A 23,544-nucleotide genomic window follows, 5' to 3' on the forward strand; every position below is an offset into this window, starting at 1 on the left:
TAAGCAGGCGCGTATTACCGCGGATTGCGCTGAAAGGTTGTAAAGATTAATGCAACAGGCAGAACCTGCTTTTCATCAGGCGCGGTTATGGTCAAGATAGCCGACAGATACCTTCAGATTTGGGAGAGAGTATGTTTGCTGTAATTTTTGGTCGCCCCGGCTGCCCCTACTGCGTACGCGCAAAAGAACTGGCGGAAAAACTGACTCAAGAGCGGGATGACTTTAACTATCGCTACGTGGATATCCACGCGGAAGGCATTACGAAAGCGGACCTGGAAAAAACCGTGGGTAAACCGGTTGAAACCGTGCCGCAGATTTTCCTCGATCAACAACACGTAGGTGGTTTTACAGATTTTGAAGCCTACGCAAAAGCCAACCTTGGCCTGTTTGCCTGAGAACAGACGCAACGCCCTCCATCGTGAGGGCGTTTTACTTTCTGCTCTGCCGGTAATGCCGCACCAGGCTGCGCATAAAAACGCAGCATAACCCGCCAATCCCGCACCAGAACACCGCGCTGAACAGCCAGGCCAGCACCTGCCAGAACGGGCGCGCAGGCGTCAGCAGAAGGTAAGTCAGGAGATAACAAACCGGTGCCGCCAGTACCGCGCCCAGCAGCGGCCACATGACATGGCGGCGATGCGTAACATGGCAACTCACCACGCCAGGCAGCATAAAAAGCAATAACCCCAATTCAGGATGCGCAGAGGTATGCAACGCGCCCTTCATCTTAATGACCAAATAAAGGCAAACCGCAATAAAAAGGACAAAGCAGCAAATAATGCCTTTCCAACGTTGTTTGTTCTTCAAACAATCCTCCTGACGTCTTCTCTATCGCACTTCCCATTCGTTCAAAAGAACGTCCGGACTGATAAAGCATGGCGGCAATCCTTGCCCAAGAAGCACCCGCGCGAATACACGATTCTCACTAGCCGTTGTTATCTAATACGATTAAACTAGCGGCCAGATTTTGTTTTGTGAGGAAGTTCTGGTGTGACTCTGCTTTTTTCTTACGCCAGTGCGTGAACAAAACACTAGCTTAAATAACCATTTCTTTCAACAGCTTACAAGTAAACAAGAAGTTAGCCTCCGTGAATATAAACGTCGCAGATTTGTTAAACGGGAATTACATACTGTTATTGTTTGTCGTACTGGCTCTCGGGTTATGCCTCGGTAAATTACGTCTGGGTTCAGTACAACTCGGTAATTCCATTGGCGTTTTAGTGGTTTCGTTATTATTGGGTCAGCAACATTTCAGCATTAACACCGATGCCCTGAACCTGGGCTTTATGCTGTTTATTTTTTGCGTGGGTGTTGAAGCCGGTCCCAACTTTTTTTCCATTTTTTTTCGCGATGGCAAGAATTACCTGATGCTGGCGCTGGTATTAGTCGGCAGCGCGCTGCTGATCGCTTTAGGACTGGGGAAATTATTCGGCTGGGATATCGGCCTGACCGCCGGGATGCTGGCCGGTTCGATGACCTCAACGCCAGTGCTGGTGGGTGCGGGCGATACGCTGCGCCATTCCGGCATGGAGAGCGGGCAGCTTTCCAGCGCGCTGGATAACCTCAGTCTGGGTTATGCCCTTACCTATCTGATTGGCCTGGTCAGCCTGATCTTTGGCGCGCGTTATTTGCCGAAGTTGCAACATCAGGATTTGCAGACCAGCGCCCAGCAAATCGCCCGTGAGCGCGGGCTGGACACCGACGCGCACCGCAAAGTCTACCTGCCGGTGATCCGCGCCTACCGCGTTGGTCCGGAGCTGGTGGCCTGGGCTGATGGCAAGAACCTGCGTGAACTGGGGATCTATCGCCAGACCGGTTGCTATATCGAGCGTATTCGCCGTAATGGCATTCTCGCCAGCCCGGACGGCGACGCCGTTCTGCAAATGGGCGACGAGATTTCGCTGGTGGGCTATCCGGATGCGCATGCGCGCCTCGACCCGAGTTTCCGTAACGGTAAAGAGGTGTTCGACCGCGACCTGCTGGATATGCGCATCGTCACGGAAGAAGTGGTGGTGAAAAACCACAACGTGGTGGGCCGCCGTCTTGCACAGTTAAAACTGACTGACCACGGTTGCTTCCTGAACCGCGTGATCCGCAGTCAGATTGAAATGCCGATCGACGACAATATCGTGCTCAACAAGGGCGACGTATTGCAGGTCAGCGGCGATGCGCGACGCGTGAAAACTATCGCGGATCGCATCGGGTTTATCTCTATTCACAGCCAGGTAACCGACCTGCTCGCCTTCTGCGCCTTCTTTATTGTTGGCCTGATGATCGGCATGATCACCTTCCAGTTCAGCTCCTTCAGCTTTGGCGTGGGCAATGCCGCAGGTCTGCTGTTCGCCGGTATCATGCTCGGCTTCCTGCGCGCCAACCATCCGACCTTCGGTTATATCCCGCAGGGCGCGCTGATGATGGTGAAAGAGTTTGGTCTGATGGTGTTTATGGCCGGGGTCGGTTTGAGCGCCGGTAGCGGCATTGGCAACGGGCTTGGCGCGGTCGGCGGTCAGATGCTGATTGCCGGTTTGATTGTCAGCCTGGTGCCGGTTTTGATCTGCTTCCTGTTTGGCGCCTACGTGCTGAAGATGAACCGCGCCCTGCTGTTCGGCGCCATGATGGGCGCTCGCACCTGCGCACCGGCAATGGAGATTATCAGCGACACCGCGCGCAGCAACATTCCGGCGCTGGGCTATGCGGGGACTTACGCTATCGCCAACGTGTTACTGACGTTAGCAGGGACACTGATCATCATTATCTGGCCGGGCCTCGGATAAGTCCGAAGCTGAGAAATATTTCGGTGATACGCAGAACTTTTTTCCGGGATGTCAGTCATAACTAGTGCCACTGCTTTTCTTTGATGTCCCCATTTTGTGGAGCCCATCAACCCCGCCATTTAGGTTCAAGGTTGATGGGTTTTTTGTTGCCTGAGAACAACCGACACCCGTTGTCATGGCGGCAAAATGGCTGTACATCCAGGCATGCTCAGTTAATGTTATTCGCAAGCAGCATAAAACGGGTTTTTGTTGTCCCCAAACCATGCCGTGCACTTTTTCGCTGACGCCGGGATTTTCAATGTCGTTGTTTTATCTGTCCCCTTATACCGACAAACAAGGTACATAGCCGTGTGCTGTGCCTTCACATTTTCCTGAGAGGGTTTTAGCGTCCAGACCATGTTGTCGTCTGTATCAGGCATCAAGTCGACCCGTTTTTCTGGCTCACCTTCAAAAACGCTGACCATATTCATTCGATATATTTTTCCGCCGTCCTTTAAGACCTCAGGACAGGTTATTTTTTCAGCGTATACGACTGTAGAAAATAGCGAGATAGCAGCGACTAAAAGTCGTGTTTTACTCCACAACATAATCATTTTCTCCAGCACTTTTAGCTCGTATCCGTACTGCGTTTCGTTGCATCCGTTTAAACTCTCATTGCGTATGAAAACGGAGGCGAAGAATGACTCCGTTATTAGGGACGCTAAAAGGGCTGCTGATTGCAAAAAATTCTATTCACAATCACCGTGATCGTGATTGTTAGCACTCTCAAACCACACTGTGCATTTTTTCGCGGTCACAGGCACTTTTACCGTAATGGTCTTGTCCGTTCCTTTATAATGGCAAACGAGAAACATAGAAGTATTGTGCGCTTTTGCATAATCCTGTGAGTCCTGAAGTGTCCATACCATCTCGTCATCGGTATCAGGTAACAAAGATGCGCGTTCGGACGGGGGGCCCACAAAAACATCGGCGTAATACATTCTGTAATTCTGAGCATTAATGGTTAACATATCAGGGCAACTTACTTTTTCTGCAAACACAGACCCCGAGAAAAGCAAAATAGCGCCACTTAACAGTACTGCTTTATTCCACGACATAATAATTTCCCCCTACGTTTTCCGCGCGTGGTTGCGCATAGAAATGTATGTGTCGAGAACTGACAGGCATCGGTTTTGCTTTTTTAGCACCAGTGACCGGGTCGGTAGAGTGTCCAACCCATTGGTCTAACACCTCGATCCCTGTGTCATCTTGTCCCATATATATGGCCGCGTGAGAGCGGCCATCAGTATGATTGCCATACTGCCCATTATCATCAAACGTCGCTATCGCTGTTCCCGGAGCGATATTCATATTCCCTTTCACCAGAGCACCGCGCTTCCAGTTTGCTGTGCGAGGCATATTGGCTGCTTTTTGTGTAAACGCAACACACTGACCGCTACCAACAGATTGCCCAATATATGCTCGTGGTGTTGCTGCTATGTACGCCATTCCCTGCTGATCTCCATAAGGTTTATCGGGTGATATTGTGTGGCGCACTGAAAGATAAGCAAGCGGGGAATGAATACGTTTTATTGATTGAGATAATTCTTAGAACCCCTTTTTACTTAGCGTAAATCAACGACATATAACCCTACCTTTTCTGGCAGGGTATACCTTATGTTGGCGGGACGTTATGGTGATATTGTCGCAACCTGTCTGGTGTTGATATCGCCATGAAAATTGATGGAGTCATGCGACTCGGCCGTCCGTTTTTTCTGTTACAAACCGGCACGACTCTCAGCCTTTTATCAGGGCATCTCTTCCGTTTTGCGCTGGCATGGTGGTGTTTAAAGGAAACGCATTCCGCGGTGGCATTCTCGTCACTGATCGCAGTTTCCGTTGCCACTGAGGTTTACCTCAAACCTTTTCTGGCTTCTTTTGGCGATCAGTTTCACCGGATAACATTCATTCTCTACTGCCAGCTTATTGTGCTGGCTGTGATAGCGCTGTTTTCTCTCGCCTCTGCCGCCGGTTATTTTCATCTGCCTGCCGTAACCGCAGGTCTTATGGTCATAAGTGCCGTAGCCTAGGTCAGGGAATCCACAATCATGGGGTTGATACCCGATGTCGTCAGTGAGGGGGGCGTTTCCCGGGCAATTGCCAGTCGTTCTGCCATCAATTCAGTGATCATGTTGTCTGGCCCCGTATTGGTCGCTTCACTTATCGCGCTGTTTTCTGCACATGTCGCCCTGTATGGCGCCACCATGCTACAGGGGCTGTCGTGTCTGGCCTTCGTTGTACTGGCAAAAAGCCCTGTGCCGGCACGTCCGGTACTCAGCAAGGAAAGCTGGTTGCGAAAAACGAAGGCGGGGTTTAGTGCTATTTATCATGTGAAATCAGAGCGCTATATCGCCTTCATCTCCTCGTTAATGAACTTCACCCTGTTTCCGTTCTTTTCTGTGGCGGTTCCCTTCTGGATGATTACGCAGATGCAACTTTCGGCCTATTACCTCGGCGCATTTGAGTGTTTATTTGCTCTCGGGTTGCTGGCAGGTAGTCTGTATCTGAACGAAATCTTCAGAGCGCGGTTCGGGCATTTCAACACTGTGTTGTGCGGATTTGTGCTGCTGGGGGCAAGCGTGATTGACATTGTTATCGTGTCGGCTATTTATGCGTCTATTGCCCTGGCGTTTTTCAGCGGTCTGGCGTTCATTTTTATCAACGTCAATCTCAGCACGCTAAGATCGATCGCCACGCCCGGGCATTATCGGGCGCGTATGGCCGCAATGGCAGCCTTTCTCTCAAGCCTGGCGAACCCTTTTGGGGTGATCATCGCTGGCTGGTATATGCACTGGCTTGGCGTCACGCTGTTCGCCCTTTTTGCCGGAGCCGTTGTGATTTTGATGGTGCCGATTCTCCTCGGGTCATCGCATTTGAAAAAAGCGCTCTCCCTCGACGAGACCGAAATGAAAAATTACTACGGAAAAACATGGCCGCACGCATTCCGTGAAATGGGCTAATTAACCAGCCCATTTGCTATTTAGCGGGCCAGCAGTGCAATCAGCGCAAGCAGAGCCGGAAGCGCCTGCACATACAGTATTTTACGGCTGGCTGTCACCGCACCGAAAATCCCAGCAACCAGCACGCAGAGCAGAAAAAAGAAGAGAACCGGAACGCCGCTGGCACCCAGCCATAATCCCCACAGTAACCCCGCGGCCAGAAAGCCATTGTACAGCCCCTGGTTCGCGGCGAGTACGCGGGTCTCGCGGGCAAAATCGGCACTGAGATTAAATGCCTTGCGACCTGTTTTCGTGTTCCATAAAAACATTTCGAGAACAAGAATATAGAGATGTATCACAACAACAACAGCGACAAGAAAAGTGGCTAACACGGGACATCCTGTTGAATGGGAACACGTGAAGTGGAGTATAGATAATTACGCGAGGCATAACCCGTTCTCAGATAATGAATACCTCGCGAGAGCGGAAAAAGAGAGGTAAAAGCAACCGCTCATCCGGTTGCTTTTATTGTGCACAGCGTGTCAGAGGTTACCGTTTTTACCGGCTGCGGCTGTGTTATTCCCCTTCACCGGCGCGCCTAAGGTCTGTTTAAACCACGCCACGACCGTGTCAATCACAGCAGGCTGGAACCAGCTAATATCGCCGTGCTCGGCCCCATCGACGAGGATGTATTTCACTTTATCGTTTTTATCTTTCAGCGCTTTATAAAGCTGCGCGCTCTGAAGTGGCGACACTAACGTATCGGCGCTGCCATGCATGATCAGGAATGGCGGTTCGTGACCACTAATATGCCCCATCGGGCTGGCATTCAGCGCTTTTTGTTTGTCGCTGTCGATGGTTGCGCCGGGGAAATTACGGAATGCCGCGCCATTCACCAGCAGGGCTTCCGTCACCGCCGGGGAGCGATGCACCTGCTGAATATTTTCCGGGAACCCTTCGCCGATATTCAGCAAGTTTGAAATGCCATATAACGTCGCAACCGACTGTACCGTTGACGCTTGCTCAATATTATCGCCTTTATCAAACGCCTTATCTGCGTTGGTGACGCCCAACATCTGCGCCATCCAGCCACCCGCTGAGTCGCCCAGCACACCAATGCGTTCCGGGTCGATGTTGTACTCTTTGGCATGCGCGCGCAGGTAACGCACCGCGGCTTTGCCATCTTCCACCGGCGCAGGGAAGGTATTCGGCACCACGCGGTATTCCGCAGCAGCGACCACAAACCCCGCTTGCGCCAACGCCAGCCGCATTTCAATAAACTTGTCATAATCTGCGCTGGTGAAACCACCGCCCGGGAAATAGACCACCGCAGGCTTCAGGTCGCTGGTGCGGGGCACCAACAGCGACATTTTTAACTGGCGAATCGCACGCACATCGCGGATCTGGGAGTAAATCACATTACTGATTAAATCCACCTGCCCGCGTGATTTTTCGACTTTAATTACCTCCGCGCCAGGGGTATTGCCAGGCAGGTCCTGCGTGGCTGAAAAAGCTGAACCTGAGATGCCTGCCATCAGCAGCAAACCCGCCATGTTGAATCGTCCTCGCCTCATTGAGATCTCCATTCTGTTTGTCGCCTGAAAAGCCAGTGGCTTACGCAATGTTTGTCAGCAGGGAGAGTACTCTGGCTCTTTTTTTAGCGTCAAACCTAATAACTGGATGAAATTCATCTAAATTTTGAATACGTCCCGCACAGTGTGCGCGGGCTCACATTAAAACGGCAGGCGGAACCAGATAGCCCACAGGACATAAACGCCACCCACAAGGAAAAACAGCCGATAGCCCCAGACGATGGCAGGCTCCTGCCGCAGGTAGAATTTCAGTGGATTACGGTGCAGGTTGGCGGCGTTATGGGTTTTATGGAAATGGGTCATCTGCTGTGCGCCTTTGCCCGTCAGCGCGATCATAAAGCTCGACATTACAATCAACACCAGCGCCATATAGCTTTTCACTGCCAGCGCAACGCCTTCACGCAGCCACAGGCTATCTTCATGGCGCAATATCACCACACCGCGTTTTTTTAGCTCAATGGCGGCAATACTCAACACCAGGTGCACCACAATCAGCAGGCCAAAATGCTTTGCATGGGTACTAAAGGGATTTTTTAAGGTGATACCAAAGATCCAGGCGAAAAACGCCACCGATGACAACATCCACATGATGATATTCACGATCGTTCCCTGCTCGCTTTATTGTCTGTTTTACGCCGCTCACGAAGCGGGTATCTGAAAAAGGGCCTTCCGGCCCTTGTTAGCGTGATCCTGCTATTACTGACTCAGAAAGCGGAAATTTTTCTCATCCGTTCCTTTGTCTTTGCACAACAGCATCCGGTTAAGCGACCTGGTGCTCAGGCGGAAATCTTTCCCGCTAAACAGCAGCCCCTGGCCCTGTGTTCCACATTGCATCGTGGCGGAAACATTCCAGGTTTTCAGCTCATCCGCCGACAGCGGGTTACCCAGAATAATAAACGCTGCCTTAACATGCTGTTTTGGATAAGCGTAATGCAGCGGCTCAGCTTCTCCGCGGCGCAAAAAATAGCAAGGCGGTGTTAAATCCAACGCGTGCGTCTGTTTTGCCTTCCCCTGAGAAGCGATCTCCAACTGGCATTTACCCTGTGCCTGCCCTAACGCCAGTTCATGGCCCTGCCAGGCAACGCTGTCTGTCGCGGCAGACTCCGCGTAACTCAGGCTGCTCACCAATAACAGCGCTGCCGCGCCACAGGCGTAATGGATCATCTTAGTCATAGCAACTCCCAAAACCAGACCTCTTTCCCTAAGGCAAAATAATCAGGACTTCCGCCTTTCATTAACATCTTACTGCCATCCCAGACATCAATATGATCGGTTGATCCCCAACCATCCTGAATGAACACGATCCCTTTTTTACCGGCATAGTCCGACTGGGTAACGGATTTTTTCTTCACCGCTTTTCCCACCAGATCATGTCGCCCCAGTAACCAGGTGGCCAGTTCCTGCGCGCGCAGCACATGTTTAGGGCTATGACCAAACCCCGGATAACATTTTGCGCCATGATAAATGCTGAGGTTAACGCCCGACTTCTCCAACGCCACGCCCATTCTGATGGCGCACTGGTTGACGAAAGAGCTGTCACAGGGGCTTTCCGGATAGGGATGGTTATCCCAGAGTTGGCTGAACGATAGCATCATAGTTGTCCTTTTATTGACGGTTCCCGGAGGGTTACTGCACCATGCTGTTGATCATTTTTGCCTCCAAAGAATAGGCGGCATCGCCAAAACTGGCGAGATTTTATTCACCACTATGATTGATTTTCGTGACAATTCTCTATGTTATAAACAGGTAACCAATAGCAGAGGGAAAAATAAGATAATGCTGATTTATAACGTTTTTGGTCGTTATCTGGGGGTAAAACGCGTGGCGGAAAGCTGGCAGGTGTTTCGGGTCGACCGGAATGAAGGCAAGCACTCCCGGCTGTATAACATCACCATTCCTGATGAATTAAGCGAAGCGGAGATCCCCGGCTGGCTGGGTGATATTTTCCATGAAGCAGCCAGCGAGCAACATCCCGATGTCACCCGCGTTGAATAAAGCCCGCCGGAGAAGAAGCCGCCTCACAAACCGGCAATGCGCCCGATCATTGAACGGATCTGCTCCCGGCTCAAGGGCGCACGGTCAATCACAAAGTGCAACGTCATGCCTTCGATAAACGCATCCAGCGCGCGGGCGGTGACCGGGTCGAACCAGTGCTCCAGCGTAGTCTGGCTGGCGCGCATCCAGTTTTGCATCACGCTTTTTAGCGTCGGCTGGCGGTTCATAAACGCATAGAGTTGGTACATCAGCTCCATATTGTGCGCGGTGGTCACCTGCGCGCCGTAAATCAATTCCGTGACCGCATCGCAGGCCCGTGCCGGGCTGTCAACGCCAGCGAAAAATGCCTGATACTGCGCAGACATCTGCTGCGTAAAGCGGGTAAACGCCTCTTCAAGCAGCGCATCAATACCGGCGAAATAATAGGTCATCGAACCCAGCGGCACGTCTGCACAGCTGGCTATTTTCCGGTGCGTGACGGCCTGGATACCGTGCTCGGCAATCGTCTCCAGCGTCGCATCCAGAATGCGTTCACGCCGCTGTGGATCATTGGGTCGTCGGGCCATAAGTCCTCTCACTGCTTTATGTACAAATGTACACTTACTTGCTACTGTTGTCGCACCTTTTTACTGCCCGATGTGACGCTATGACTGCAAATGGATCCCGCAAAGCCCTGAAAAATCGCTTATGGGCGCTGTTCACCTTCTTCTTTATTCCCGGCTTATTGATGGCCTCCTGGGCAACGCGTACCCCGGCTATCCGCGACATTCTCTCGGTCTCCACCGCCGAAATGGGCGTGGTGCTGTTCGGTCTGTCGATCGGTTCGATGAGCGGCATTCTCTCTTCCGCCTGGCTGGTCAAGCATTTTGGCGCACGCAACGTGATCCGCGCCAGCATGTCGTTTTCTGTCCTTGGCATGTTGCTCCTCAGTCTGGCGTTGTGGTTCGCATCGCCACTGCTGTTTGCCGCCGGACTGGCAGTATTTGGCGGTAGCATGGGTGCAGGCGAAGTGGCAATGAACATTGAAGGCGCGGTGGTCGAGCGGGAGATGAACAAAACAGTACTACCGATGATGCACGGCTTTTACAGCCTTGGCACGCTGGTTGGCGCGGGTATCGGCATGACGTTAACCGCACTCGGCCTTGCGGCGAATGTGCATATCCTGCTGGCAGGTCTGGCGGCGATTGTGCCGATTATGCTGGCGATTGCCGCTATTCCCGATGGCACCGGGCGGGACTCTGAGGAAAACAGCGCGCACGGGAAAAAAGGTCTGCCGTTCTGGCGGGATACCCAACTGCTGCTGATTGGCGTGGTAGTGCTGGCGATGGCCTTTGCCGAAGGCTCCGCCAATGACTGGTTGCCGCTATTAATGGTGGACGGTCACGGCTTTAGCCCGACCTCAGGGTCGTTAATCTACGCCGGTTTTACCCTCGGCATGACGGTCGGGCGCTTTACCGGTGGCTGGTTTATCGACCGCTACAGCCGCGTGACGGTTGTCCGCGCCAGCGCCATGATGGGCGCGCTGGGCATTGGTCTGATTATCTTTGTTGATAGCGCCTGGGTAGCAGGCGTGTCGGTGATCTTCTGGGGACTGGGCGCGTCGCTCGGCTTCCCGCTAACCATTTCCGCCGCCAGCGACACCGGCCCGGATGCGCCAACCCGTGTCAGCGTGGTCGCAACCACGGGCTATCTGGCGTTTCTCGTCGGCCCGCCGCTGCTGGGCTTCCTGGGCGAGCATTACGGTCTGCGCAGTGCCATGTTGGTGGTACTCAGCCTGGTGCTGGTTGCGGCACTGGTTGCCCGCGCCGTAGCCAAACCGGCGCCAGACACACAAGCCGAAACCTGCTGACGAGGATGCGGCATTCGCCCGTGCGGATGCCGCGTTGCTTACCCTTCCAGTGAATTCCCCACCCGCTTATCGCGCAGGAACACCACCATCAGGCCTAACCACAGCAGGCCATTCGCCAGATTGAAGAGGCTGAACAAGCCATTGCCCCCTGTCAGCCACGCGTGCTTACTGACCTCAATGCCCACGGTAAAGATGAGCATTTGCAGCATGCCCATTGCTGCTGAAACCGTACCTTTACTCATCTCGCTGGCGAACAACGTCAGACGCACCAGCCCGGCGTTCGCCAGCCCGATGCCAAAGGCGTACACGCTTAACCCGGCGGTCATCCATAAATACGCATGCGAGGAGGCAACCGTCGCCACCGCAGCCAGCATCAGCCCGGCGACAATCGGCCAACCGCCCATCATAATCAGCGCCCGCACGGTGCGGCGGGACGTGAGCCGCGCCAGCAGCAGATTACCGACAATCAGTGCGCCAAAAATCGGCACCTGCAATAGCCCATATTCATAACTGCTCAATTGTTCGCCGCTGATAATAATAATTGGCGACTGCGCTATCCACGCCAGTAAAGGCAGGCTGACAAAGCCGGTCGCCAGCGCGCCAGCCACGAAGCGCAGGTTTTTCATCACTTCGGCGTAATCGCGCCACAGCGCTTTAAGCGACAGTTTCTCACCCAGCCGGGTGGCGGTTTCCGGCATCGCGCGTTGCAGACCGACAAAGGCGAACGCCGCCAGTACCGCGAACAGCACAAACATCCCTTCCCACGGTGCCGCATGCACCCATGCCGCACCAACCAGCGGTCCAAGCAACGGCGCAATCAGCGCCACATTCGCCATCAGCGCGGTGATCTTGATGCACACCGCCTCGGAAAACGACTCCTGAATCGCCGCATAACCGACAGCGCCGATAAAACAGAGGCTAATCCCCTGTAAAAAACGCAGCAGCGTAAACTGTTCAATATCCTGCGCCAGCAACGTTGCCAGGCAAGTCACAATAAACCACACCACGCCGGTCAGCATCACCGGGCGGCGGCCAATACGGTCCGACAAGGGCCCCAACAACCACTGTAAAAACATCCCACCCGCCAGATAGGCGGTCATCGACGTCGGCACCCATTCGATCCCCGCGTTGTACTGCTCCACCACCGACAACATGCCGGGTTGGATCATATCGTTGGCGATATACGTCGAGAATTCGTAAAGCACCAGACAGAGCGGAAATAACAGTGCCTGTCGGCCCAGGCGTTGGCCTGAAAGGGAGTGGTTTTGCATGCGGTCTCTTCATCCTGTGAAAAATCGCGCCGAGTGTAATCAAAGCCATTGCACGGCGGTAGAGAATTCTCGGTCGCCCGTTAAATAAAGCACATTTTCACCCGTTTAAGGTTCGCTTAAGTCCGATGGCGTAAGGTAATTCTGTTAACGGTTTCTCCAGGATTCGTCTAACTCTCAGACGAGTAAGACAAAACCCCTTTACCGTCCAGCGCGCCGCTTTTATGGTGAGCGCTTTCGCCTAAATTTGGATAGCTTAATCAAAGAGTAACGAGAGTATGTTAGAGAGCCTGAATTACACGCTGTTTTACTGGATTAACGCCACCCCCGACTCACCACGCGGGCTGATTGCTTTTGCCGGGTTTGCCGCCAGCGATCTGATCAGTATCGTTCCGTTGCTGGCAGCGGGTCTCTGGTTGTGGGGGCCGCGCAGTCAGGTCACTGCACAGCGCCAACTGGTAATTAAAGTGGCGATGGCGATCCTCGTCAGTCTCTGCTTCTCTGCGTTGCTGGGACACTTCTTCCCGCACGATCGCCCATTTGCCGATCACGTAGGTTATAACTTCCTGCATCACGCGCCGGACAGTTCCTTCCCGAGCGACCACGGCACCGTGATCTTCACCTTTGCTGTCGCCTTCCTGGCCTGGCACCGGGTATGGTCCGGTGCGTTGCTGATGGTTATCGGCCTGACCATCGCCTGGTCGCGGGTTTACCTTGGCGTGCACTGGCCGCTGGATATGCTCGGCGCGCTGCTGGTTGGCATCGGCGGCTGCCTGACGGCGCAGATCCTGTGGCAGGCTTTTGGTCCGGTCATCTACCGCAGCATCCAGCAGCTTTATCGCCTGTGCTTTGCCATGCCTATCCGCCGCGGCTGGGTGCGTGACTAAGCCACACGGCAAAGGTAAGATGAACGCCCTGCTCAATGCAGGGCTTTCTTTTATTCAGGGGAAATATGGAAACAAGACGTGACGAACGGATTGGCCAGCTACTGGCGGCGCTGAAACGCAGCGATAAGCTGCATCTGAAAGAAGCGGCGGCGCTGCTGGGCGTATCCGAAATGACCATTCGCCGCGATCTCAGCGCCAATAGCGCACCGGTGGTGCTGTTGGGCGGCTATATTGTGCTGGAGCCACGCAGCGCCAGCCACTATCTGCTCAGCGATCAGAAAACCCGACTGGTGGAAGAAAAACGCCGTGCGGCGGAGCTGGCTGCAAGCCTGTTGCAGCCCCATCAGATGGCGTTTTTCGACTGCGGCACCACCACGCCGTGGATCATCGAAGCCATTCACCACGATCTGCCGTTTACCGGCGTCTGCTACTCCCTGAATACCTTCCTGGCGCTACAGGAAAAACCGCTGTGCCGCGCAATCCTTTGCGGCGGTGAGTTTCACGCCAGCAACGCCATTTTTAAGCCGCTGAACTTCAACGAAACGCTGAGCAACCTGCGCCCGGATATCGCCTTTTATTCGGCGGCAGGTGTGCATGCACAACAGGGCGCGACCTGCTTTAACCTGGAAGAGTTGCCGGTAAAACACTGGGCGATGTCGCATGCCCAGCTTCATGTGCTGGTCGTGGATCACAGCAAATTTGGTAAGGTGCGCCAGGCCAGCATGGGGCCACTCAGCCAGTTTGACGTGCTGGTGAGCGATTGCCGACCGGATGAGAGCCTGGTCAGCGCAGCCAAAACGCACCAGATCAAGCTGATGTACTGACCGTGCCCGCCGGGGCACGGTCAGTTACCGTCAGGAGAACCAGCCGCCGAACAACTGGTGGAGTTTCAGCAGAACGAAATCCCACATCCGGCCAATAAAACCGGCCTCGCCGACCGCTTCCATCACCACCAGCGGACGCTGCTCAATGGTTTTGCCATTCAACTGGAAGTCGATGGTGCCAACGACCTGCCCTTTCGCCAGCGGTGCTTCAAGCTGCGGCTGTGTGAGCGTGTAGGTCGCTTTCAAATCTTTTAGCTGCCCTTTCGGCAACGTCACCGCACCGGAGTCCCCGGCCCCCAGCTTCGCCTCGCTGCTATCGCCAAACCACACGCGCTGGTTCACAAATGCGGCATCCGGTTTGATGGGCGACACCGTTTCAAAGAAGCGGAAGCCCCAGGTCAGCAATTTTTCCGACTCATTAAAGCGAATACGGTCCGTTTTCGCGCCCAGCACCACGGAGATCAGCCGCATATCGCCCTGCGTGGCGGAGGCCACCAGGTTGTAACCCGCCCCGTCGGTGGTCCCGGTTTTCATCCCGTCGACATTCAAACTGGTGCTCCACAACAGCCGGTTGCGGTTGGGCTGGTGGATTTTATTGAAGGTAAAATCCTTCTCTTTGTGGATGGCGTACTCATCCGGCACATCACGGATCAACGCCTTACCCAGCAGCGCCATATCACGCGCGGTGCTGAACTGCCCCGGCGCATCCAGCCCGTGGACGGTTTTAAAGGTGGTGTTGGTCAGACCCAGCTTTTGCGCGTAGCAGTTCATCAGGCTGACAAACGAGTCCTGGCTGCCGGCAACATAATCGGCAATGGCGATGCTGGCATCATTGCCGGACTGGATAATCACGCCTTTATTGAGATCGGCGACCGAGACCTGATCGCCCGGCTTCAGGAACATCAGCGAGGAGCCACGCAGCACCGGGTTACCGGTAGCCCAGGCGTCTTTGCCGACGGTGACCGTATCGGTGAGATGAATTTTCCCGGCTTTCAGCGCCTGGCCGACCACATAACTGGTCATCAATTTGGTCAGGCTGGCGGGATCGAGTTTCTCGTCGGCGTTACCTTCCGCCAGCACTTTGCCGCTGGCGTAATCCATCAGGATCCATGCTCTGGCGTCTACCGGCGGCGCACCCGGCGTTTGTTCAGCCGCATACAGTGAAGGAGTGAAAAGAACCAACAGCGCAGAGCCTGCAGCCAGGCCGCGAAGGGATAAAGAGAAATGCGTCATATAGGCCACCCGAGTATCCATTCAAAAAACGTCACAATGCCGTGCCGTAACAAACCGTGAGTAATAGCGCACAAACGAAGTGAAAAAAACCATCAATGGGTAAAGTTTTTCAAGTTTACGCAATAACACCGCGTTGCGCCCCGTCGACGCAATCTTTTTCACAGCCGTTGCCAGAACGTTAACTTTATCTCACCATTAGGGCACACAACGATTCACTTGCAAAGGGTGGGAAATGATAACGCTATGGGGCAGGAATAATTCGACCAACGTCAAAAAAGTACGTTGGATGCTGGAAGAACTGGAGTTGCCGTACGAGCATATTCTGGCGGGCGGGCAGTATGGGCTCAACCACGATGCCGCTTACCTGGCGATGAATCCAAACGGCCTGGTGCCGCTGCTGCGCGACGACGAAACCAACGCGGTGCTGTGGGAGTCGAACACCATTCTGCGTTATCTGGCCGCGCAGTACGGGCAACGCCGCCTGTGGGTTGAAGAACCCGCTCTGCGGGCGCAGGGTGATAAGTGGATGGACTGGGCATTGAGCACGCTGGCGCCCAAACATGGTCCGCTGCTGATGGGCTTAGTGCGCACGCCGCCAGAACAGCGCGACCACGCCGCAATCGACGCGGCGAAACAAGCGCTGGATGGGATGTTCGCCCTGCTGGACGATGTGCTGGCCAAACAGCCGTGGCTCTCCGGCGACGCCTTCGGTTGTGGCGATATTGCCGTCGGGCCGTTTATTTACAACCTGTACAATATTCCCGGTCTGAACTGGGCCCCGCACACGCATTTGCAGCGCTGGTACGCGCAACTGTGCGAACGTCCGGGGTTCCGAAATACGGTGATGATCCCGGTCACCTGATGCAGACCCGTTGAATCAATACCGCCGGGTGGCATGAACGCCCGGCAAATTCCTCTACGGTGTCGTTGCCGGGCCGACTTTCCACAGTTCGCCATCCGACTCATCCGTTAACACATAGAGATAGCCGTCGGGGCCAACGCGCACATCGCGGATGCGCTGATCGCGATCGCCGAGAATGCGGCCATCCTCGCGAACCTTGTCGCCATTAACGCTCATCACGATGACATTTTTCTCTTTCAGCGCGCCAATAAACAGTTTGTGTTGCCACTGCGGGAACTGCGCCGCGTTGTAGAACGCCATGCCGCTAATGGCCGGTGATTTTTCCCAGTAGAAAATCGGCTGTTCAGTTCCGTCGACAACCCCACCCTTTGCTTCGGGGATCTTCAGCCCGCTGTAATTAATGCCCCAGGTGGCAACAGGCCAGCCGTAATTTTTGCCTTTTTGCGGAATATTAATCTCATCGCCGCCGCGCGGCCCGTGCTCATTCAGCCATAGCGTCTCACTCCACGGGTTCATCGCCATCCCCTGCGGGTTACGGATGCCATAAGACCAGATTTCCGGGCGCGCGCCCGGCTTACCCACAAACGGATTGTCGTTCGGGACCTGCCCCTGATCCGTCAGCCGCACCAGTTTGCCCTGCAACTTATCCAGCTCCTGCGCGGTCATACGCTGGTTATTCTCCCCCAGCGCCACCCATAAATACCCTTTGCCATCGAACACCAGCCGTCCGCCGAAGTGGTTACCGGTAGACAATTTCGGCTGCTGGCGGAACACAGTGCGGAAATCCTCAAGTTGCCGTAAATCCTTGCTGAGCCGCCCATAACCAACTGCCGTCCCCGCTTTATCATCCTGGCCCGCTTCAGCATAACTGAGCCATACCCGGCGCGATTGCGCGAAATCCGGTGCCAGCGCCACATCCAGCAACCCGCCCTGCCCGTGCGCCCACACTTTCGGCACCCCGTTAATCGGCTCGGATAATCCCTTTCCTTCTTGCCAGTGGCGCAATTGCCCCCCTCGCAATGTGATCAACATGCCCTGATTCTCCGGCAAAAAGGCCAGCGACCAGGGGTGATCGAGTTTGGTTTGCAGCACGGTCACGTTGACTGCGGCGGGCGCAGCAAACAGCGTAGAGGTAAAAAAGAGTAATAACAGCGGGATATGGCGCATACGGCGCTCCTGTCTTCATCCATTAGCCTGGATAAAGGTTAGCCAGCATGCTGTTTCGGGGGGGGATTTTTACAAAAACTTAAGGAGGTGGAAGGCGTGGAAAAGCAGAACATCACGTGAACGATCGTCCATCAACAAGAAGGGGGGAAATTTCCCCCCATTCTCTGATCTCAGGCTTCCTCCAACGGTGCACGCTCACTCAAGTACTGAACGCAATAGCTGAGGACATTCAAAGAACGTTCGAGTTTGTCGGCATTCACCGTGATGTAGGTAGGGCAATCCTGCCGTCCACTCATCAAACAGACTGCCGCCGAGGAGAGGGCCTCCTCCGCACGATAAAGGGCGCCGCGGGCATCGCGGTCCGGCATCTGGCTGAGCCGTTCCCCTTTATCGCGAATCTCCAGTGCAAGTGCAAAGAAACGTTCACGTAGACGATCGGTTTCACTAACCGACATATACCCCTTTGCTTTCAACAACTGGATATAGCCGGCAAGGTCGCTTCTGCAAGTCACCAACTTCGTAAGAAGACGTCGTGCCATTTCGTCAACGGTCATACTGGTTCCTCCCTTGTCAGCCAATGGGCAAACCATCATATGAGCATTTTTTGTGCAAAAGTATGCGTGATGTCAATATTTGAACAACGTCAGTCTTCCTTTACATTCCGTGAGCCAGCCACGCGCGCCAGCCGCCGTAATCCGTGATCTCCTGCGCCCCCTGCAAGCCATAATCCTCACAAATGAATCCGGTCAGCCAGCGCCCGTCTTCAAGCTCAACTTTCCCTAGCCCCAACGGCGCAGGAATACCGGCAAGAAACGAGCCCACTTCACTGGAGGGTAACTCCCATACTTCAACGGCTATCGCCGCCCCGTGTTGGGCATCACGCACCATGCCGGGCCGTTTACCGTCCGCCAGCGCATACAGGCGATAACGGGGCGCGCTGCGCGCGGCACCTAGCAGAGTCGCGCCCCGCTGGCGCAACTGCGCATTCAGCGCCAGCCCCTCAAGATGCGCGCCGCAGACGACAATCTGCATCCGATCGTTCGTCGCTATCCCCGCCGGAGCCAGAGTGTCGATCCGGCGATCGCCTGGCAACGCCAGTGACTGGCTGCGCTGGAAGGCATCGGCAAGGCTCAGCAAATACTGATCGGTAAACGCGCGGCCAAACAGCGTTACGCCGGACGGCAATCCGTTCGCCATGATCCCGGCGGGCACCGCTACTGCCGAATAATCCAGCAGGTTCATAAAGTTGGTGTAATAGCCCAGATCCGAATTACGTTTGACCGGCTCCGCCGCCAGTTCCGCCAGCGTTACCGGGCGGGGATACGTTGGCGTTAGCACGCATTCCAGATTCGCCAGAATGGCATCACACTGCACTTTGTAGCGCTGCAATCGGTATTGTGCATCAAACGCCGCCACCGCATCGGTACCAGGCGCCTTGCTCAGCACCGCGCGGATCACCGGCAATACGGCCTCCGGCTGCTGTTCAATCAACGCACCGGCCACGTGATAGCGTTCGGCAACCCAGGGGCCGTCATACAGGAGCTTCGCCGCTGCAAGAAACGGCGCAAAGTCGATGGTGACCGGCACGCCGCCCAGCGCCATTAATCGCGCTTTGGCGGCGTTAAACAGCGCTTCACTCTGCGTACAGCCGAAAAACTCCAGCGTGTCCGGCACGCCAAAACGGAACCCAGCTTCTGGCGTACCGAACGCCTGTGCGCCATTCCACGCCGGATTTGTGCGGCTGTACTCGTCACGCGGATCGTGGCTGGCCGTCAGCGCCAGTAACTGGCTGGCTTCTGCCGCCGTGGCAGTGAAAAAGGTCACGCAGTCCAGCGTACGACAGGCCGGGATCACCCCGGCCGTAGAGAGTAAACCTTTGGTGGCTTTCAGCCCGACCAGGTTATTCAGCGCGGCAGGAACGCGTCCACTGCCCGCGGTATCCGTGCCGAGCGCGAAGCTGGCGACGCCTAATGCCACCGCCAGCGATGAACCGGCGCTGGAGCCGCCAGCCGGGTAATCGGCATGCACGCTGTTACGGCATGCGCCGTACGGAGAACGCGTTCCGTTCAGCCCGGTGGCGAACTGATCCAGGTTGGTTTTGCCCAGCGGAACCGCGCCCAGCGCAATTAACCGTGCCACGAGGGTGGCATCTTCCGTGGCGGTGTAAGCGAACGCCGGGCATGCTGCCGTGGTCGCAATCCCGGCGAGATCGATATTGTCTTTAATGGCAAACGGCACGCCGTAGAGCGGCAGCGATGCTGGCGGTACATCATCCAGCGCCGCCAGATACGGCTCAAGCTCCTGTTCGCTGAGAATATGGATAAAGGCATTGAAGGTCGGGTTGAGCGTGATAGCCCGCTCGCGCACGGTCGTCAGCACTTCACGCGGGGTTAAACGGCCATCACGGTAGGCCTGCACCAGTACGTTAAGACGTAAATCAAAGGGATGCATCATGCTGTTTTCTCCAGAACCACTACACATTGCCCTGCGCGCACCTGGCTACCGGGCTGAACACGCACCTGACTTACCACGCCGTTGTGCGTGGCAAGCAACGGTATCTCCATTTTCATGGACTCCAGTACCACCAGCACATCGCCTTCGCGTACCGCCGCGCCCTCTTCCACATTGACCTGCCACAGGTTCCCGGAAACCGGGCTTTCCACGCCCAGTTGCCCGGCCTGCAACGGTGCGTCTTCGCCTTCGTCACCTCTCGTTTCGGCACTGTCAAAATGCGCCTGACCACTGGCGATCCAGCGCTCACGTTCAGCGTCAAACGCGCCCTGTTGCTGGCGGCGAAACGTCGCAATCCCCGGCGCTTCATCGGCGAGAAACTGCTGATAATCCGCCAGGTTCAGGGTGGTCTGTTCAATGCGCAGCGGGTAACGACCCAACGGGAAGTCGCGGCGGATGGTCAGTAACTCATCAGCAGAAACCGGGTAGAAACGGATCTGATCAAAGAAGCGCAACAGCCACGGCTTACCGGCAAAATCGTCCACCGTATGGTAGCGATTCCACATTTGCAGCGTACGCCCGACAAACTGGTAACCGCCCGGCCCTTCCATGCCGTATACGCAGAGATACGCGCCGCCAATGCCAACCGAGTTTTCCGCCGTCCAGGTGCGCGCCGGGTTGTACTTGGTGGTCACCAGCCGGTGACGCGGGTCAAGCGGCGTCGCCACTGGCGCGCCCAGATACACATCCCCCAATCCCATCACCAGATAGCGGGCGTCAAACACCGTTTTGTAGACTTCATCAATGTTCGCCAGATCGTTAATCCGGCGGATAAACTCAAGGTTGCTCGGACACCAGGGCGCATCGCGGCGCACGGTGGTCATGTATTTGTCGATGGCTTTCTGGCAGGCGGGGTCGTCCCACGACAGCGGCAGCCAGACCACGCGAGACGGCACATCCAGATTCTGACGCTCACACACGCGGCCCCACTGCCCGGCAACGGTGTCCAATAATACCGCCAGACTCAACGCTTCCGGCTGATAGTGGATTTGCAGCGACCGGATCCCCGGCGTCAGATCAATCACCCCCGGCAACGCCAGCGCTTCCAGCGCCTGCATCAATGCATGCGCACGAAAACGCAGCACCAGATCCAGCTCCGGCTCGCCAATCTCCAGCAGCAGGTGCGTATCGCCGGATACGCGTGCCACCAGGCGCTTGTCTGCCTGACCGCAATCAAGAACGATCGGCGAAGCCAGCGCTACCGACTGCCATGGCGTATTAACCGGTTGTAGCGCGGCGATTTGCGCGGATTCGGCCTGCGCCAGGCGGCGCGCGGTGGCAATATCCACCGGAATAAAACGCACTTTGTCGCCTGCTTTCAGTTGCCCGACAGCGTGCAAATCCGCCTCGATGACCGTTACCGGGCAGACAAAACCGCCCAGGCTGGGGCCATCCGGCCCGAGGATCACCGGCATATCACCGGTAAAATCCACCGCGCCAATGGCGTACGGGTTGTCGTGAATATTTGACGGATGCAGCCCGGCTTCGCCGCCGCTGTCGCGCACCCACTCCGGTTTCGGGCCAATCAGCCGCACCCCGGTACGGCTGGAGTTGAAGTGCACTTCCCAGTCGGTGGCAAAAAAGGTCGCCATCGAGGCCGGGGTAAAATATTCCGGCGCGCCGTGCGGGCCATAAATCACCCGCAGTTCACGCACCGGGGCCAGTACGGTGTGTAATGCAGGCGGCAATTCCGCGTCGTTGCACGGCGCGGTCAGCGGCAACAGATGCAACACATCGCCGGTTTGCAGTGCACGCCCGGCATGGCCGCCAAACTGCCCCAGCGTAAAGGTGCTTTTGCTGCCCAGATAATCCGGCACGCAAAGCCCGCCACGCAGGCACAGGTAACTGCGCACGCCGTCGCCACTGATGTCGCCCATTTGCAGGATCATTCCGGCGCGCACGCTAAACACGCGATTGCCGCGCACAGGTTGCCCGTCCAGCGTCAGCGCAATCGGCGCGCCGGTCACCACCAGTTGAGCGTCACAGTTAAATTTCAGCGTCGGCCCGCTCAGGGTGATCTCCAGCGCGGCGGCGGTGTCATCATTACCCAACAGGCGGTTACCGAGGCGCAGCGCGCGGCTATCCATCGGCCCGGAGGGCGGAACGCCAACGGCCCAGTAACCGACGCGCCCCGGATAATCCTGCACCGTGGTTTGCGTCCCGGCGCTCAGCACCTCCAGCGTGGTTGCCTGATAGCGAAGCCCCTCCAGACAACGGGTCCAGGGTTCACCGCAGGCAAAAGGCGTAAAGGTCAAAATCTGCTGCAAATAGCAGCGGTTGGTTTCCACGCCGTAGAGGCGGGTTTCCCCCAGCGCCGTATGGAGCGCGCGAATGGCCGCCTCACGCGTCGGCTGCCAGGCAATGATTTTTGCCAGCATCGGATCGAAAAAGGGCGGCACGTCGCACCCGGCTTCCACCCAACGGTCAATACGCAGGCTCTGGCGATCGTCAGCCGGAAACGCCACGTCGGTGAGCAAGCCAGGCGACGGCTGGAACTGACGGCCAGGATCTTCGGCATACACGCGCGCCTGGATGGCATGCCCGTGTGGTTTCAGCCCCGCGAACAGTGTTGCCAGCGGCGGCAGTTCGCCAGCGGCCAGCGCAATCATCCAGCGAACCAGATCCACACCCCATACTTGTTCAGTTACGCCATGCTCAACCTGCAGGCGGGTGTTCACTTCAAGAAAGTAAAAGCGTTGTGCGTCGCTGTCGTAGACAAACTCCACCGTGCCAGCGCTGCGATAACTGACCGCTTTGCCCAGTTTGATTGCCGCCGCGCACAGCGCCTCCGCCATGCCTGCGGGCAGATTCGGCGCTGGCGTCTCTTCCAGCACTTTCTGGTTGCGGCGCTGCACGGAGCAGTCGCGCACACCCAGCGCAATAACCTCACCATGGCCATCACCAAACAGTTGCACTTCCAGGTGACGCGCGCGCTCAATGTATTTTTCGATAAACACACCGGCATCGCTAAAGTTGTTTTTTCCCAGCCGCACCACCGCATCAAAGGCTTCGCTTAACTCAGCGGCGCTGTAGCAGACGCGCATGCCGATACCGCCGCCACCTGCCGTGCTTTTGAGCATCACCGGGTAACCGACACTGTCGGCGGCATGCAGCGCTTCGCCGACATCCGCCAGCAACTCGGTACCTTCCAGCATCGGCACGCAATGCGCTTTCGCCAGCGCGCGAGCGGTATGTTTCAGGCCAAAAACGCGCAGTTGCTCAGGGGTCGGGCCAACAAACGCAATCCCTGCCGCTTCGCAGGCTTCGGCGAACGCGGCGTTTTCCGAGAGAAAACCGTACCCCGGATGGATCGCCTGTGCGCCGCTGGCTCTGGCGGCGGCAATGATCTTCTCTGTGACCAGGTAGGTATTTGCCGCCGGACCGTCGCCAAGACTCAGCGCTTCGTCGGCTTCGCGGATATGCAGGCTGCTGATATCCGCGTCGGAATAGACAGCCACGCCGCCCACGTTCATCGCCCGCAGCGTACGCAGAATACGGCAGGCAATCGCCCCACGGTTCGCGATCAGTAATTTCGTAAACATAGATCAGACTCAATGGTGGCGGGTCGTCCCGCCGACAGTCGGCTCACCGCATGGTCGTCCAT

At 55.9% G+C, this 23,544-nt stretch carries 25 protein-coding genes; 9 read left to right on the forward strand and 16 right to left on the reverse strand.

Translation table 11 applies throughout. The features are described from left to right. Window positions 1-131 precede the first annotated feature (131 nt). Window positions 132-395, forward strand: coding sequence for a GrxA family glutaredoxin (locus tag N7922_RS16455; protein WP_061494624.1), 264 nt, complete (start codon window positions 132-134; stop codon window positions 393-395). A gap of 34 nt (window positions 396-429) precedes the next feature. Here the strand turns inward: N7922_RS16455 and N7922_RS16460 are convergent, their stop codons facing one another. Further along, a complete protein-coding gene (locus N7922_RS16460; protein WP_263097348.1) occupies window positions 430-807 on the reverse strand; it encodes an inner membrane protein YbjM in 378 nt (125 codons plus the stop codon). A gap of 281 nt (window positions 808-1,088) precedes the next feature. Here N7922_RS16460 and N7922_RS16465 point away from each other — a divergent pair, with 281 nt between their 5' ends. Then, window positions 1,089-2,774 carry an aspartate:alanine antiporter gene (locus N7922_RS16465; protein ID WP_017456129.1) on the forward strand — a complete coding sequence of 562 codons (1,686 nt, stop codon included), beginning with the start codon at window positions 1,089-1,091 and terminating at the stop codon, window positions 2,772-2,774. 218 nt (window positions 2,775-2,992) lie between these two features. On the opposite strand, the gene N7922_RS16470 is transcribed toward N7922_RS16465, so the two are convergent. The 3 genes from N7922_RS16470 to N7922_RS16480 form a co-directional block, all read right to left on the reverse strand. Next, window positions 2,993-3,361: an STY0301 family protein gene (locus N7922_RS16470; RefSeq protein WP_263097349.1), complete on the reverse strand. Its 369-nt coding sequence runs from the start codon at window positions 3,359-3,361 to the stop codon at window positions 2,993-2,995. 141 nt (window positions 3,362-3,502) lie between these two features. Beyond that, window positions 3,503-3,871, reverse strand: coding sequence for an STY0301 family protein (locus tag N7922_RS16475; protein ID WP_263097350.1), 369 nt, complete (start codon window positions 3,869-3,871; stop codon window positions 3,503-3,505). Further along, window positions 3,858-4,262, reverse strand: a complete 405-nt coding sequence (locus tag N7922_RS16480) for a BPSL0067 family protein (protein WP_263097352.1) — start codon at window positions 4,260-4,262, stop codon at window positions 3,858-3,860. Before N7922_RS16480 ends, N7922_RS16475 begins: the two co-directional genes overlap by 14 nt. A 224-nt stretch (window positions 4,263-4,486) precedes the next feature. On the opposite strand from N7922_RS16480, the gene N7922_RS16485 reads away from it, so the two are divergent. Together N7922_RS16485 and N7922_RS16490 are read left to right on the forward strand one after the other, a co-directional pair. Further along, on the forward strand, window positions 4,487-4,843 hold the full coding sequence (locus tag N7922_RS16485; RefSeq protein WP_263097353.1) for a hypothetical protein: 357 nt from the start codon (window positions 4,487-4,489) through the stop codon (window positions 4,841-4,843). Window positions 4,844-4,861: 18 nt separating this feature from the next. After that, window positions 4,862-5,773 carry an MFS transporter gene (locus N7922_RS16490; RefSeq protein WP_263097354.1) on the forward strand — a complete coding sequence of 304 codons (912 nt, stop codon included), beginning with the start codon at window positions 4,862-4,864 and terminating at the stop codon, window positions 5,771-5,773. Between the two features lie 20 nt (window positions 5,774-5,793). Here the strand turns inward: N7922_RS16490 and N7922_RS16495 are convergent, their stop codons facing one another. From N7922_RS16495 to N7922_RS16515, 5 genes are all read right to left on the reverse strand, one after another. Next, window positions 5,794-6,144, reverse strand: coding sequence for a DUF1304 domain-containing protein (locus N7922_RS16495; RefSeq protein WP_263097355.1), 351 nt, complete (start codon window positions 6,142-6,144; stop codon window positions 5,794-5,796). 150 nt (window positions 6,145-6,294) lie between these two features. After that, entirely contained in the window at window positions 6,295-7,326 is a 1,032-nt protein-coding gene (locus tag N7922_RS16500) for an alpha/beta hydrolase (RefSeq protein ID WP_263097356.1), read from the reverse strand. 159 nt (window positions 7,327-7,485) lie between these two features. Then, entirely contained in the window at window positions 7,486-7,944 is a 459-nt protein-coding gene (locus N7922_RS16505) for a hypothetical protein (RefSeq protein WP_263097357.1), read from the reverse strand. A gap of 96 nt (window positions 7,945-8,040) precedes the next feature. Further along, the gene (locus tag N7922_RS16510) at window positions 8,041-8,517 is read right to left on the reverse strand and encodes a hypothetical protein (protein WP_263097359.1); all 477 of its coding nucleotides are present in this window, start codon (window positions 8,515-8,517) and stop codon (window positions 8,041-8,043) included. Next, window positions 8,514-8,939, reverse strand: coding sequence for a type VI secretion system amidase effector protein Tae4 (locus tag N7922_RS16515; RefSeq protein WP_263097360.1), 426 nt, complete (start codon window positions 8,937-8,939; stop codon window positions 8,514-8,516). Before N7922_RS16515 ends, N7922_RS16510 begins: the two co-directional genes overlap by 4 nt. A 181-nt stretch (window positions 8,940-9,120) precedes the next feature. Between N7922_RS16515 and N7922_RS16520 the strand changes: the two genes are divergently transcribed. Beyond that, window positions 9,121-9,339 (forward strand): hypothetical protein, encoded by a 219-nt coding sequence (locus N7922_RS16520; protein ID WP_263097361.1) that lies wholly within the window; start codon window positions 9,121-9,123, stop codon window positions 9,337-9,339. 23 nt (window positions 9,340-9,362) lie between these two features. Here N7922_RS16520 and N7922_RS16525 read toward each other — a convergent pair whose 3' ends face one another. Next, a complete protein-coding gene (locus N7922_RS16525) occupies window positions 9,363-9,905 on the reverse strand; it encodes a TetR/AcrR family transcriptional regulator (protein WP_263097363.1) in 543 nt (180 codons plus the stop codon). A gap of 80 nt (window positions 9,906-9,985) precedes the next feature. Here N7922_RS16525 and N7922_RS16530 point away from each other — a divergent pair, with 80 nt between their 5' ends. Beyond that, on the forward strand, window positions 9,986-11,188 hold the full coding sequence (locus N7922_RS16530) for an MFS transporter (protein WP_263097364.1): 1,203 nt from the start codon (window positions 9,986-9,988) through the stop codon (window positions 11,186-11,188). Window positions 11,189-11,226: 38 nt separating this feature from the next. Here N7922_RS16530 and N7922_RS16535 read toward each other — a convergent pair whose 3' ends face one another. Then, the gene (locus N7922_RS16535; protein ID WP_263097366.1) at window positions 11,227-12,459 is read right to left on the reverse strand and encodes an MFS transporter; all 1,233 of its coding nucleotides are present in this window, start codon (window positions 12,457-12,459) and stop codon (window positions 11,227-11,229) included. 275 nt (window positions 12,460-12,734) lie between these two features. Between N7922_RS16535 and ybjG the strand changes: the two genes are divergently transcribed. Beyond that, complete coding sequence (gene ybjG / locus N7922_RS16540) at window positions 12,735-13,343, forward strand: undecaprenyl-diphosphate phosphatase (RefSeq protein ID WP_263097367.1); 609 nt, start codon at window positions 12,735-12,737, stop codon at window positions 13,341-13,343. Between the two features lie 65 nt (window positions 13,344-13,408). After that, window positions 13,409-14,167: a DNA-binding transcriptional repressor DeoR gene (gene deoR, locus N7922_RS16545; RefSeq protein WP_263097368.1), complete on the forward strand. Its 759-nt coding sequence runs from the start codon at window positions 13,409-13,411 to the stop codon at window positions 14,165-14,167. A gap of 30 nt (window positions 14,168-14,197) precedes the next feature. Here the strand turns inward: deoR and dacC are convergent, their stop codons facing one another. Then, window positions 14,198-15,400: a serine-type D-Ala-D-Ala carboxypeptidase gene (gene dacC, locus N7922_RS16550; protein ID WP_263097369.1), complete on the reverse strand. Its 1,203-nt coding sequence runs from the start codon at window positions 15,398-15,400 to the stop codon at window positions 14,198-14,200. A gap of 232 nt (window positions 15,401-15,632) precedes the next feature. On the opposite strand from dacC, the gene N7922_RS16555 reads away from it, so the two are divergent. Continuing rightward, a complete protein-coding gene (locus N7922_RS16555; RefSeq protein ID WP_263097370.1) occupies window positions 15,633-16,262 on the forward strand; it encodes a glutathione S-transferase family protein in 630 nt (209 codons plus the stop codon). Between the two features lie 54 nt (window positions 16,263-16,316). Here the strand turns inward: N7922_RS16555 and N7922_RS16560 are convergent, their stop codons facing one another. From N7922_RS16560 to uca, 4 genes are all read right to left on the reverse strand, one after another. After that, window positions 16,317-17,429 carry a PQQ-dependent sugar dehydrogenase gene (locus N7922_RS16560; RefSeq protein WP_263097371.1) on the reverse strand — a complete coding sequence of 371 codons (1,113 nt, stop codon included), beginning with the start codon at window positions 17,427-17,429 and terminating at the stop codon, window positions 16,317-16,319. A gap of 170 nt (window positions 17,430-17,599) precedes the next feature. Further along, window positions 17,600-17,983 (reverse strand): biofilm formation regulator BssR, encoded by a 384-nt coding sequence (locus N7922_RS16565; RefSeq protein ID WP_061494611.1) that lies wholly within the window; start codon window positions 17,981-17,983, stop codon window positions 17,600-17,602. 100 nt (window positions 17,984-18,083) lie between these two features. Next, complete coding sequence (gene atzF / locus N7922_RS16570; RefSeq protein ID WP_263097372.1) at window positions 18,084-19,883, reverse strand: allophanate hydrolase; 1,800 nt, start codon at window positions 19,881-19,883, stop codon at window positions 18,084-18,086. Further along, window positions 19,880-23,482, reverse strand: a complete 3,603-nt coding sequence (gene uca / locus N7922_RS16575; protein ID WP_263097374.1) for an urea carboxylase — start codon at window positions 23,480-23,482, stop codon at window positions 19,880-19,882. Before uca ends, atzF begins: the two co-directional genes overlap by 4 nt. Window positions 23,483-23,544 lie beyond the last annotated feature (62 nt).

Source organism: Kosakonia sp. ML.JS2a, from assembly GCF_025642095.1.
Classification (GTDB): Bacteria; Pseudomonadota; Gammaproteobacteria; order Enterobacterales; family Enterobacteriaceae.